Source organism: Kribbella sp. CA-294648 (genome assembly GCF_050943845.1).
GTDB lineage: Bacteria > Actinomycetota > Actinomycetes > Propionibacteriales > Kribbellaceae > Kribbella.
On record NZ_CP191981.1, the window covers coordinates 6,763,926 to 6,776,023 of the forward strand.

General features: G+C 67.3%; 12 protein-coding genes. 9 read left to right on the forward strand and 3 right to left on the reverse strand.

Features of this window, described 5'->3' with window-relative positions:
- The first annotated feature begins 83 nt into the window (after positions 1-83).
- From pstC to phoU, 6 genes are all read left to right on the forward strand, one after another.
- Positions 84-947, forward strand: coding sequence for a phosphate ABC transporter permease subunit PstC (gene pstC, locus ACQPYM_RS31935; RefSeq protein ID WP_433007931.1), 864 nt, complete (start codon positions 84-86; stop codon positions 945-947).
- Complete coding sequence (gene pstA, locus ACQPYM_RS31940) at positions 947-1,858, forward strand: phosphate ABC transporter permease PstA (protein ID WP_433007932.1); 912 nt, start codon at positions 947-949, stop codon at positions 1,856-1,858. Before pstC ends, pstA begins: the two co-directional genes overlap by 1 nt.
- Before the next feature lie 26 nt (positions 1,859-1,884).
- A complete protein-coding gene (gene pstB, locus ACQPYM_RS31945; protein ID WP_433007934.1) occupies positions 1,885-2,781 on the forward strand; it encodes a phosphate ABC transporter ATP-binding protein PstB in 897 nt (298 codons plus the stop codon).
- A 3-nt stretch (positions 2,782-2,784) separates the two neighbouring features.
- Positions 2,785-3,630, forward strand: a complete 846-nt coding sequence (locus ACQPYM_RS31950) for a response regulator transcription factor (protein WP_433007936.1) — start codon at positions 2,785-2,787, stop codon at positions 3,628-3,630.
- A gap of 91 nt (positions 3,631-3,721) precedes the next feature.
- The gene (locus ACQPYM_RS31955; protein ID WP_433007938.1) at positions 3,722-5,077 is read left to right on the forward strand and encodes an FAD-dependent oxidoreductase; all 1,356 of its coding nucleotides are present in this window, start codon (positions 3,722-3,724) and stop codon (positions 5,075-5,077) included.
- A gap of 27 nt (positions 5,078-5,104) precedes the next feature.
- Positions 5,105-5,755, forward strand: a complete 651-nt coding sequence (gene phoU, locus ACQPYM_RS31960; RefSeq protein ID WP_433007940.1) for a phosphate signaling complex protein PhoU — start codon at positions 5,105-5,107, stop codon at positions 5,753-5,755.
- On the opposite strand, the gene ACQPYM_RS31965 is transcribed toward phoU, so the two are convergent.
- The 3 genes from ACQPYM_RS31965 to ACQPYM_RS31975 form a co-directional block, all read right to left on the reverse strand.
- Entirely contained in the window at positions 5,738-6,898 is a 1,161-nt protein-coding gene (locus ACQPYM_RS31965; protein WP_433007942.1) for an MFS transporter, read from the reverse strand. The two genes, phoU and ACQPYM_RS31965, sit on opposite strands and share 18 nt — an antisense overlap.
- A gap of 71 nt (positions 6,899-6,969) precedes the next feature.
- A complete protein-coding gene (locus tag ACQPYM_RS31970; protein ID WP_433007944.1) occupies positions 6,970-8,367 on the reverse strand; it encodes an NAD(P)-binding domain-containing protein in 1,398 nt (465 codons plus the stop codon).
- Positions 8,364-9,554: a M28 family metallopeptidase gene (locus tag ACQPYM_RS31975; protein ID WP_433007946.1), complete on the reverse strand. Its 1,191-nt coding sequence runs from the start codon at positions 9,552-9,554 to the stop codon at positions 8,364-8,366. Before ACQPYM_RS31975 ends, ACQPYM_RS31970 begins: the two co-directional genes overlap by 4 nt.
- A 329-nt stretch (positions 9,555-9,883) precedes the next feature.
- Here ACQPYM_RS31975 and ACQPYM_RS31980 point away from each other — a divergent pair, with 329 nt between their 5' ends.
- From ACQPYM_RS31980 to arsB, 3 genes are all read left to right on the forward strand, one after another.
- A complete protein-coding gene (locus ACQPYM_RS31980) occupies positions 9,884-10,240 on the forward strand; it encodes an ArsR/SmtB family transcription factor (RefSeq protein ID WP_433007948.1) in 357 nt (118 codons plus the stop codon).
- Positions 10,241-10,318: 78 nt separating this feature from the next.
- Positions 10,319-10,966, forward strand: a complete 648-nt coding sequence (locus tag ACQPYM_RS31985) for an arsenate reductase ArsC (RefSeq protein WP_433007950.1) — start codon at positions 10,319-10,321, stop codon at positions 10,964-10,966.
- A gap of 28 nt (positions 10,967-10,994) precedes the next feature.
- Positions 10,995-12,083 carry an ACR3 family arsenite efflux transporter gene (gene arsB / locus ACQPYM_RS31990; RefSeq protein WP_433007952.1) on the forward strand — a complete coding sequence of 363 codons (1,089 nt, stop codon included), beginning with the start codon at positions 10,995-10,997 and terminating at the stop codon, positions 12,081-12,083.
- Positions 12,084-12,098: the final 15 nt, after the last annotated feature.

The following is a 12,098-nucleotide window of genomic DNA, read 5'->3' on the forward strand; positions in this document are numbered from 1 at the left end:
GGAGGGGCCGCCCGCCCGCCTGGCGGGGGCCCGCGGTCGACCTCCGACAGCAACACCCCCGCCACGGTGAACGCGTCATCAAGGTGCTGCTGATCGCAGCCGCATGGGCGTCGGTCGCGGTGACGATCGGGATCGTGGTCTCGTTGCTGGCCCCGACGGTCACGTTCTTCACCCACGTAGGACTGGGCGACTTCCTGTTCGGCACCGAGTGGACCGGTGGATTCGGCGACAAGTTCACCTGGGACGACAAGTCCTGGGGTGTGCTGCCACTGGTCGTGGCCACCTTCATCATCACCGCCATCGCGCTGCTGGTCGCCGTGCCGCTAGGCCTGGGCGCGGCGATCTACCTGAGCGAGTACGCCTCCGAGCGGGTACGCAAGGTGCTCAAGCCTGTCCTCGAGGTGCTCGCCGGAATCCCGACGGTCGTCTACGGGTTCATGGCGCTGACCGTGTTCACGCCGATCCTGGCGAACCTGGTGCAGTTCAACACCATCCACAACATGCTCTCGCCCGGCATCGTCATGGGCTTCATGATCGTGCCCACCGTCGCCTCACTGAGCCAGGACGCGATGTCCGCGGTGCCGCTCGCACTGCGCCAAGGGTCCTACGCGCTCGGCGCGAACCGGATGAAAACCACCCTGCGGGTGGTGTTCCCGGCCGCCCTGTCGGGCATCGTCGCGGCGATCGTGCTGGGGATCTCCCGGGCTGTCGGCGAAACGATGATCGTCACCATCGCGGCCGGCAGTAGGGCCCACTTGACCTTCGACCCGCGGGAAGGTTCCCAGACCATGACCGGGTTCATCGCCCAGATCGCCAGCGGCGACGCACCCCAGGGCTCGCCCGTCTACTACTCGCTGTTCGCGGTCGGGGCGCTGCTGTTCGCGATCACCTTGTTGATCAACCTGGTCAGCATCCGACTGGTGCGCAAGTACAGGCAGGCCTACTGATGACTACAACCACGACAACACCCCGGCCCGCGTCCGCCGCAGAGTCCCTGCGCGGCAAGCAAGGCCGCGACGGGATCACCTCAGCCGTGTTCGCCGCCGTGCTGTGGCTGTGCCTGGCGCTGATCTGCGTCTTCCTCTTCTTCATCCTGGCGGTCATCGTCCAGAAAGGCGTCGCCCGCCTCGATCTCAACCTGATCACCAACCAGCCGTCGAAGATCCGCGCCGAGACGGCAGGCGTCCAGTCCGCACTGTTCGGCACGCTGTGGGTCGGCGCCATCACGGGACTGATCGCAATGCCGCTGGGGATCGCCGCCGCGGTGTATCTGGAGGAGTACGCCAACCCCCTGAAGTGGTGGAACCGGGCGATCGAACTCAACATCCAGAACCTCGCCGCTGTACCCGCGGTGATCTACGGAATCCTCACCCTCGGCTTCGTCGTCCGCGGCCCGGTATCCATCGGCGCGGTCGTCCTGGCGGGCGGTATCGCTCTGGCCCTGCTGATCCTGCCCGTCGTCATCATCACCACCCGGGAGGCGTTGCGATCAGTACCGCAAGAGATCCGGGACGGTTCCCTTGCGCTCGGCGCAACACAGTGGCAAACCACCTGGCGGCAAGTCCTGCCCGCCGCCGTGCCCGGGATCGCGACCGGTTCGATCCTCGCGATGTCGCGGGCAATCGGCGAGGCGGCCCCACTGATCCTGGTCGGCGCCACCACCTTCGTCACCTTCAACCCCGACGGCTTGCTGTCGAGGTACACGACCCTGCCCGTGCAGATCTACAACCTCGTTCCCCAGGACCGGGACGCGTTCCGCGACCTCGCCTACTCCGCGATCTTGTTGCTCATCGTCGTCTTGCTGGCCATGAACGCCGTCGCGATCTGGCTGCGCAACCGCTACCAGCGCAGCTGGTGAGCGTGGACACCTCAGGAGACCACCACATGACGCACGTCGAACCAGACCTGGCCACCGTCCCCGAGACCGTCGGCGTACCAGGCGCACCCCACGGAATCCAGGTCGATCTCGGTGGACGCAACCAGAAAACTCCCGCCGGAGAACCTGACGGCGTGATCGAGCTGCGGAACCTCGAGGTCTTCTACGACAAGTTCCGCGCGGTGTCGGGAGTCGACCTGCTGTTCGGCAGCAAGGAGATCACCGCGCTGATCGGCCCGTCCGGCTGCGGCAAGTCGACCGTACTGCGGTGCCTCAACCGGATGAACGACCTCGTCCCCGGCGCCCACGTCTTCGGTGACGTGACGTTCCACGGCGCCGACATGTACGCGCCCGAGGTGGACGTGATCGAGGTACGGCGCCGGATCGGGATGGTCTTCCAGAAGCCGAACCCGTTCCCCAAGTCGATCTACGACAATGTTGCCTACGGCCCCCGTGTCACCGGGATGAAGACCGACAACATGGACGACGTCGTCGAGCAGGCCCTGCGGGGCGCGGCGCTGTGGGACGAGGTCAAGGACAAACTCAAGCAGAGCGCCTTCGGCCTGTCCGGCGGGCAGCAGCAACGGCTGTGCATCGCCCGGACGATCGCCACCAGCCCCGAGGTCATCCTGATGGACGAGCCCTGCTCGGCGCTGGACCCGATCGCAACCGCCAAGATCGAAGACCTGATGGTCGATCTGGCCAAGACCTACACGATCATCATCGTCACCCACAACATGCAGCAGGCCGCCCGCGTCTCGCACCGGACCGCGTTCTTCACCGCCGCGGCCGACGAACACGGACAGCGCACCGGCCGGCTGGTCGAGTACGACCTCACCGGCAAGATCTTCGGCAACCCGGCCGACAAGCGCACCGAGGCCTACATCACCGGCCGGTTCGGGTAGAGCATGACGAGTTCGATGGTGAACGCGTGGGAGTCGGACAACTCCCAGTTCCATGCCCGGCGGCGGGCGTGTCTGTCCGGAGCCGACAAGGTCCACCACCGGGTCGCCGTACTGCTCGTCGACAACGGCGAGGAGGTCGACCAGTTCGTCGAGGCGATCGCGGGTCAGCCGGTCGAGTTGCACGTGTGCGCGGAACCCGCTGAGGCACTCCTATACGTCGGCCGACTGTGTCCCGACGTGGTCATTCTCGGTCCGGGCGGCGGGCTGCTGGACCCGATCGACTTCCTCACCATCGTTCGCACCGACGACCCGCAACTTCCCATCGTGGTCGGCGCCGGCGCGGACAGTGCCGACTTCACCGTCCGCGCCCACCATGCCGGCGCCAGTGCGGTGATACCGCGGCCCTATCGGGTTCGCGAACTGCTCGCGTTGGTCAACTCGTTGTCCCCGACCGCGCATCAGGTCGAGCTCAGGCCGTTGGCGATCGATCTTGGCCGCCTCCGGGTCGACGGCGCCGTTCCGCAGATGTGGCTGGACGGGAAGCTGATCGATCTACCGCCGATGGAGTTCCTGCTCCTGCGGTTCTTCGCCGAACGACTCGGCGCGCTCATCACCCGCCAAGAAGTTCTCGACGCGGTCTGGGGGCAAGGCTCCTCGGTCCGCAGCAACACCCTCAACGTCCACATCATGCGGCTGCGCAAACGCCTCGGCGACGACGACCAGAATCCCCGCTGGATCCGGTCCGTCCGTGGCCTCGGCTTCCAGTTCAGCGTCCCCGAAATCGAGCCGCTGACCAGCCCCGAGGCGGCTGGCGCGGCATCGGGCGTCAGCGAAGAGTTCGCCGGATGATGACGCCAAAGGCCACCAGCATTCGATCCGGCCTGGTGGCCTGGCGTGATCCGGCACGATCGCCGGGCGGAGACGACGGGAGCTGAGGTCTGTGCGGGTACTGGTGATCGGCGGAAGTGACGCCGGCGTGAGCGCGGCCCTGCGCGTGCGGGAGCGCTCCCCTGAGACCGAGGTCACGATGCTGGTCGCGGACGTCTATCCGAACTTCTCGATCTGCGGAATCCCCTACCACCTGTCCGGCGAAGTGCCCGCCTGGCAGGACCTGGCCCACCGCACCAGCGCCGAGATCGAAGCGACCGGTATCGACCTGCGCACCAACCATCGGGCCACAGCCATTGATCCTGCGGCGAAGCTCGTCACCGCGTCCACCGGCAACGGATCGGTGGGGCTGAGCTACGACCGGCTGGTGATCGGCACAGGCGCAGAGCCGCTACGTCCGCCCATCGCAGGTCTCGACAACCTGGGACCTGACGATGGAGTGCACTTGCTGCACACCATCGACGACGCCCGCCGGCTCGACGCCGACCTCGTACGACGGGGCGCCCGGCAGGTGATCATCATCGGCGCCGGCTATATCGGCATCGAGATGGCCGAGGCACTGGTCAACCGCGGTCTGAACGTCACGGTCCTCGAGCGCCTCGACACGCTGCTTCCCCGCACCCTTGACCGCGAACTCGCCGACGAGATCACCGCCGAACTGGTCAGGCATGGCGTCGAGGTCAGCTGCGGCACCACTGTGGACGAGATCCAGCGCGACGGCGATCATCTGGTCGTGACCGCCGATGACGGAACCCGCCGGGGCGACGCCGTACTGGTCGTCAGTGGTGTCAAACCGGACAGCGCGCTGGCCGCTTCGGCCGGCGTCGAGACCGACTCGCACGGCAGCATCCTCGTCGATCGACGGATGCGGACGAACCTCCCGGACATTTGGGCCGCCGGAGACTGCGTGCACACACATCACGTGCTGCTGGCGGAGCCGGCCTACGTTCCGCTTGGCACCACAGCCCACAAGCAGGGCCGAGTTGCGGGCGAGAACGCGGCCGGTGGCGACCGGGAGTTCGCCGGCATCGTCGGCACTCAGGTCGTCCGGGTCTTCGACCGGGTAGTCGCCGCAACCGGCCTTCGAGACACGGAGGCGGGTGCTGCCGGATACGAGTCGCTGACCGTCCAAACCACCGCCGACGACCACAAGCGCTACTACCCCGGCGCAACTCCCATCCAGATCCGAATCACCGGCGACCGCAGTACGGGCCGGCTCCTCGGCGCTCAGCTCGTCGGGACTCACGGCGCCGAGATCGCCAAGCGCGTCGACACCTACGCCGTCGCACTCCACCAAGGCCTGACCGTCGACCAACTGCTCGACCTCGACCTGTCCTACTCCCCACCGCTGGGCAGTCCCTGGGACGCCGTCCAGCTAGCCGCGCAGGCCTGGCTCGCCGCGCACTAACCCACACCGTCAGCGGAGGCAGACACTATGCGCGAGACCTACCACGAGCAGCTCGACCAAATCCTGGTCGAGCTCGAACGCATGACCCGCACCGTGTCGACCGCAGTACGGCGTTCGACCAGCGCACTGCTGACCGCCGACCTCGGAACCGCCGAAGAGGTGATCGCCGCAGACTCCCAACTCGATGTCAGCGGTGAGGCCGTTGAGGAGAAGGTGTTCGACCTGATGGCCCGGCAGGCCCCGGTCGCCAACGAACTGCGCATGCTGGTCGCCGCGCTGCGCATGGTCGCCGACCTGGAGCGAATGGGCGACCTGGCCGCCCACGTCTCCAAGATCGCCCGCCTGCGCTACCCAGCACCCGCCATCCCGGCCGAACTCCAGGGCGTGATCGCGGACATGGGACGGGTTGCCGAGCGAATGGTCAACCAGGCCGGGGACGTCATCCAGACCCGCGACGTCGAGGCCGCCTACCGGCTCGAATCCACCGACGACGAGATGGACAAACTCCGCAGCAACCAGTTCCGGCTGATGATGGACGACACCTGGCCACACGGCGTCGAGGTCGCCGTCGACATCGCCCTCCTCGGCCGGTACTACGAACGCATCGCCGACCACGCCGTCTCGATGGCCCGGCGCGTCATCTTCCTCGTCACAGGCGAACTACCCGCTTCGCAGTAGCGGCAACCGCCGGACGAGGGCCAACAGCGCCCCGGCGATGATGCAGGCAGCCGCGACGAGAAGCACAAGAGGCCGATAGCCGGCTGTCGCTGCAAGGAGCGCGCCGCCAAGTGGAGCGGCGGCGCGGGCGATCAGTACGGGCGTTGCGAGAGTGCCCGCGATTGTCGCGTAGCCGGTGGCGCCGTAGCGGTCGAGGAGGATCGCGGGGGTGGCGATCGAGGCGACGCCGAAGCCGAGGCCGAAGAGGACGAGGCAGGCGATCGCGCCAGCGAGATGCCGCCCAGCGAGCGGAAGAAGCGAGATCGCGACCCCTTGGATGACCAGGATGCCGGCGGTAGTGGTGGCCATGGGCAACCAGCGCAGAGAGACCGTGGCTACGACCCGGCCAGTGACAGAAAGCAGACCGAGAAGCCCGGCGAGGGTCGCAGCCAGGGCGGGTGAGTGGCCGAGACTGATGAGGTAGAGAACAAGATGGATCGCGATCACCGCCAGTGCAGCGCTGTGCAGGACGAACGCGACAGCCAACAGCCAGAAGCCTGGATCCCGTAGAACCCGGCCCGGTGACTCGGCTGTTCGCCGCTCTGAGTGCTTGCCCCGTGGGCCGGTACGGCGTAACGCCGCCGCGTGCAGCGGGACGGTGATGAAGGCAAGCAGACCCGCCAGGACCAGTAACGTCTGGCGCCAGCCGAAGGCCTCGACCAGCTGCCCGGTGAGCGGGATGAAGATGGTACTGGCGAAGCCGGCTACCAAGGTGATGCCGAGCAGCGCCTTCGCACGGTGCGCCGGTGCCGCGACCGCGACCACCACCGCGAACGCCGGTTCGTACAGAACCATGGCCGAGGCGGCACCGATCGCGACGAAGACGGCGTAGAGCTCAACGACCGTGTGGATCTGCGACCAAGCCAGGACGGACACCGCGCCGAGTAGCGAACCGACGGTCATCAGCGCGTGACCGCCGCGGGCATCGAGCCAGCGACCGACGGGGACCGACATCAGTCCGCTGACGAGGACCGCCGCCGTGAGGGCGCCGGCAGCCGTGGCCGTCGAGATGCCGAGGTCGCGGCTCATCGGACCGAGCAACACGCTGAACGCGTAGTACAGAACGCCGTAACCGACTGTCTGGGTGACAGCCAGCGCGGCCACGAGACGACGCGGGCCACCGCTCCCGACCCCAGGGGAATCGGAAGCGGTGGCCACGGCCTCGCGAGAGGACATCAGCTGCAGCAGCCCGCCTGGCCGGCCGGCTCGGTCACGGTCAGCAGACCTCCGCTGATCCCCGTTGCCAGCCCGCGACCGGCCGATGCGGAGATCGAGACCGCCTGCGGAGCTGCACCGCAGCACCCACCCGAGACCTCCTCCGAAGCCTCGACAGCGAGGTTCGAAGAGCAGACGCCGGTTTCCGGCAGGTTGAGTTGCACATCGCGAGCAGCCTCCCAGTCACCGGCCAGCGCTGCCACCACGGATCGAGCCTGCTCGTACCCCGTCGCCAGGAGGAAGGTCGGTGCCCGGCCGTACGACTTCGCACCGATCGCGTAGTAGCCCTTCTCCGGGTGCGCCAACTCCTCGACGCCGTGCGGGGGAACCGTTCCGCACGAATGCTGGTTGGGGTCGATCAGCGGTGCCAGTGCGCGGGTCGATCCCAGGATCGGGTCCAGGTCGAGGCGCAGCTCGGAGACGACGTCGTGGTCCGGGCGGAAGCCGGTCGAGTTGACCACGGTGTCCGCGACCACTCGCCGGTCCCCTGCCGAAAGCTCGACGCGTCCGTCCGGAGTCTTCGTGGCGGCCTCGATCCTGAAGCTGCTGACCAGTTCGATCCGGCCGGACTTCACCAGGTGCTGCAACCTGGAGCCCAGGGCACCACGGGCCGGCAGCTCGTCACCGTCTCCGCCACCGTAGGTGCGCGCCTGGTCCGCGCCCCGCACGACCCAGACGATCTCTGTGCCAGGGACCTGGTCCGCCAGTTCGCCGAGGTCGAGAAGAGTGGTGGCAGCGGAGTGGCCCGCGCCGACTACCGCAGTACGGCGGCCTGCGAAGCGGCTGCGCTCGCGGCCGAGCACGTCCGGCAGCGCACGCGAGATGCCGTCGGCGACCTCGGCTTCTCCGCGTGCGGGGATTCCCGAACCTCCGAGCACATTCGGGCGGCGCCAGGTCCCGGCGGCGTCGATCACGGCACCGGCAAGAATCTCGCTTCCGTCAGCAAACCTGACCAGGAACGGCGCCTCTTCGCGTCCCGCGGTACGGATGCGGTCGAAGCCGACCCGGGTCACCGCAGCCACCTGGGCGTCGTACCGGATGTGGTCCGCAAGTTCCGGCGACTTGGCCAACGGGCCGAGATAGGAGTCGATCAAGTCGCCGCCGGTGGGCAACGCTTCCAGGTCGGGCGCGGTCCAGCCGGCGCGTTCGAGCAAGCGCCGGGCCGCGCTGTCGATGTCGTAGCGCCACGGGCTGAAGAGCCTCACGTGCCGCCATTCGTCGATCGCCGCGGCCACGTTCGGGCCGGACTCCAGTACGACGAAGTCCAGGCCGCGTTCGGACAGGTGAGCAGCGGCAGCGAGGCCGATCGGGCCCGCACCGATCACCACGACCGGCAGGTCCTTGACTACGAGGTTCATCGAATTTCTCCAAGCTGTGCAGGGGTTTTGACGAGCTGTCGAACAGTGGCCAGCACGAGGCCGGCCGAAGCAAGCAGAGTCTCTGGATCGACGCGATCCGGTGTCTCCACCGGAGTTTGGTAGCCGGGCATGCCCATCCCGATCCCGACGGCAGGTAGCCCGGCCGCGGCATAGCGACGGTTGTCGGACGCCATCGCACCGGCCCTAAGCGGTACGCCGGTTTGGCGGCCGGCCTGATCGATGGCGGCGAGCAGTGGTTCGGCCGGACCACCTGCCTCGACAGCAGCCGCAGCACCGAGTTGGGCGGCGCCATCGATGTTGATCACGTATGTACCGGCCGGAACCTGGGGCGCGTGATGAGCCGATCCTCGAGCACCGGCCTCTTCGCCATCGAGCAACGCCACACTCAACGCGACGCCAGGTTCAGTGGCAAGGATGCGGGCCGCCTCGAGGACGACGGCAACACCAGAAGCGTTGTCAGCCGCTGCGGGCAGTCGCTGCTCCGGGTCATCACCAACTCCGTCGTAGTGGGCGGTCAACAGCACGCGAACGCCCGCAGCACCGAAGTCGCCGTGCACGTTCGTGCCCGTGACCGTGATCGTGTGCAGTGACATCGTCACGGTGACCTCGCCGGTCAACTCGGCGTGGAGATCGGTGCGGACCGACACGATGGGAATCTCACCGGTCGCAGGCCCTGCGATCATCTTGGGCATCCAGCCGGCCTCGTCGACGCCGCGTGGAACCAGCAGCCCTGCAGCACCTTCTGAGGAGGCCCGGGCAATCGTCTCCGCATCGGCAGCTCGGACCACGACCCAGCGATCCTGCCAGGAATCGGCAGCATCTGCGGCCAGCAGACCGGACAACGGCTCGTTCACTTCGCTCGTGGTGAGCTGCTCGGCGAAGTCGCGCCGGTGCACCAACGGCTGGTTGTTGTAGACCAGGCTCGGCGTGGCCCGGAGTTCCTTCACGCCGGTGACCGGGAAGTTGTCCAGGGCAACGGTTGCGCCGAGGTCCTCGAGGCGGCCTGCCAGCCATTGCGCGGCAGCTTGACCGCCGGCGGTCCCGACCCTGCGACCGGCGTACCGGTCGGCAGCCAACTCCTTGACGGTTGCCATCATCCGGTCAACGGAGGCGTCGTCGAGACCGGCCGCCGTGGCCACGACCGGCCCCGGCGACGCCGCGGTCATCCGCAGCACCCACTACCGGCTGCGACAGGCTCAGCGGCCGCAGTCGACCCGCAGCAACTGCCCGCCGCGACAGGCGCATCGGTGCCGCAGCAGCCGCCAGCTGCCTCAGAGGTCGTCTCACTGCTCGGGGCGCTGCCGCAACAACTGCCCGCGGCGGGCGGAGTGAAAGCCTCCGCCGGGTTGCCTGCGAATCCGCCGGTCGTCTCTGCCGTGTTCATATCTGTCAGCCTCCTCGTCGCCTGGCGGTCCACCGCCGGGACAACATTGATGTTCATCTAATCAGCGACGCCTAGCTTGCATCCTGTTTCGATAAGAGTCAAGATAGAAACATGTCGAATCAGGCGGTTCTCGAACAGCGCAGCGGTGGATGCTGCACGCCGATCATGGTTGCGCCGCTGGATCCGGCCGCTGCCGCCGACGGCTCAGCCGTCTTCAAGGCCCTCTCGGACCCGATCCGGCTCCGCTTGATGTCGATCATCGCCTCAGCGGGGAAAGAGGTCTGCGTGTGCGACCTCACCGGCTATTTCGACGTCAGCGCGCCTACCATCTCGCACCACCTTCGGGTCCTCCGCGAGGCCGGGCTCGTCGATTGCGAGCGCCGTGGCACCTGGGTTTACTACTGGCCACTGCCTGAGCGGCTGACCTGGCTGTCGACCCTGGTGTCGGTGCCGACAGCAACAGTCTGACCGACGCGCTTCACCCGCTATTCATCGACATACATCAATGTGGGCCGCGCGCACCGGCCGACCGTCAGGAGCTTCGCCATGCCCACGACCGCGGAAGACCTCGCTCTTCTCGATGTCGACACCGTACTGACTCGCGCCGCGGAACGACTCTCAGACCGTTTCGCCGGCATCTTCAGTCCGGAAACCGTCGACCGGTACGTGCACGAGTCGTACGTCGCGCTGTTCCGCACGGCCAAGGTGCAGCGCCACCTGCCCGCACTGGCTGAGCATTTCGCCACCGACCGGCTGACCGCCTTGGCTCACGCCAAGGGCGCGGTGACGAGCCCGGTGCCGCAGGTGCTGTTCCTGTGCGTCGCGAACGCCGGGCGCTCCCAGATGGCGGCAGCCCTGCTCAACCACCACGCCGAAGGCAAGGTCGTCGTCCGCTCAGCCGGATCACAACCCGGCGGCGAACTCGAGGAGCCGGTCGCGCCGATGCTGAACGAGCTCGGCATCGACCTGAACAACGCCTACCCGAAACCGTTGACCGACGACGTCGTCCGAGCGGCCGACGTGGTGGTGACCATGGGCTGCGGCGACGCATGCCCGGTACTCCCCGGCAAGCGGTACTACGACTGGGCCATCGACGACCCAGCCGGCCAGCCTGCCGACGTCGTACGCCGGATTCGTGACGACATCGACGCCCGGGTCCGCGCCCTGCTGACCGAACTGACCGACAATCCGTGACCACCCCAACCCAGCTGGAGCTGAATCTGTGAGCGACGTCGTAGCCGAGACCAGGACCACCGACGACGGATCAGTCGTCGCCAAACTCTCTTTCCTGGATCGGTTCCTGGCCCTCTGGATCCTGCTGGCGATGGGCGCCGGGCTGCTGCTCGGGCGGGTGATCCCCGGCCTGGACGACGCCCTCGACGCGGTCAAAATCGGCTCGGTGAGCCTCCCGATCGCGATCGGGCTGCTGCTGATGATGTACCCGGTGCTCGCCAAGGTCCGCTACACCGAGACCGCTCGCGTCACCGGCGACCGCCGCCTCTTGATCGCGTCACTGGTGCTCAACTGGGTTCTCGGGCCGGCATTGATGTTCGCGCTGGCATGGCTGCTGCTGCCGGACCTCCCGGAGTACCGGACTGGTCTGGTGATCGTCGGCCTGGCCCGGTGTATCGCGATGGTGCTGATCTGGAACGACCTGTCCTGCGGTGACCGCGAAGCGGCCGCAGTACTGGTGGCGATCAACTCCGTCTTCCAGATCATCGCTTTCGCGGCGCTCGGGTGGTTCTATCTGCAGCTCCTGCCGGGCTGGCTCGGACTCGAGACAACGAGCGCCGAGTTCTCCGTCGGGGCGATCGCGCTGAGTGTGCTGGTCTTCCTGGGCATTCCACTTGTCGCCGGCTATCTCACTCGGACACTCGGCGAGCGTGCCAAGGGCCGCGACTGGTACGAAGGCCGCTTCCTCCCGAAAATCGGCCCGATCGCGCTGTACGGACTGCTGTTCACGATCGTCATGCTGTTCGCCCTCCAAGGCGATGCGATCACCAGCCAACCGCTCGACGTAGTACGGATCGCCCTGCCGCTGCTCGCGTACTTCCTTCTCATGTTCGGCGGCTCCTTTGCCCTCGGCCACCGTCTCGGCCTCGGCTACGCCAAGACGGCCACCCTCGCTTTCACTGCCGCAGGCAACAACTTCGAGCTCGCCATCGCCGTCGCGATCGGTACGTTCGGCGTCACCTCAGGACAGGCCCTGGCCGGTGTCGTCGGGCCGCTGATCGAGGTACCGGTCCTGGTCGCTCTGGTCTACGTGTCACTCTGGGCCAAGCGGCGCTTTTACCCCGAAACCGTCAACTAACACCGCTGCAAGGAG

Coding starts and splice junctions, on each gene's coding strand:
- pstA (WP_433007932.1), top strand. CDS start 947: ATGACTACAACCACGACAACACCCCGGCCCGCGTCCGCCGCAGAGTCC.
- pstB (WP_433007934.1), top strand. CDS start 1,885: ATGACGCACGTCGAACCAGACCTGGCCACCGTCCCCGAGACCGTCGGC.
- ACQPYM_RS31950 (WP_433007936.1), top strand. CDS start 2,785: ATGACGAGTTCGATGGTGAACGCGTGGGAGTCGGACAACTCCCAGTTC.
- phoU (WP_433007940.1), top strand. CDS start 5,105: ATGCGCGAGACCTACCACGAGCAGCTCGACCAAATCCTGGTCGAGCTC.
- ACQPYM_RS31970 (WP_433007944.1), bottom strand. CDS start 8,367: ATGAACCTCGTAGTCAAGGACCTGCCGGTCGTGGTGATCGGTGCGGGC.
- ACQPYM_RS31975 (WP_433007946.1), bottom strand. CDS start 9,554: ATGACCGCGGCGTCGCCGGGGCCGGTCGTGGCCACGGCGGCCGGTCTC.
- ACQPYM_RS31980 (WP_433007948.1), top strand. CDS start 9,884: ATGTCGAATCAGGCGGTTCTCGAACAGCGCAGCGGTGGATGCTGCACG.
- ACQPYM_RS31985 (WP_433007950.1), top strand. CDS start 10,319: ATGCCCACGACCGCGGAAGACCTCGCTCTTCTCGATGTCGACACCGTA.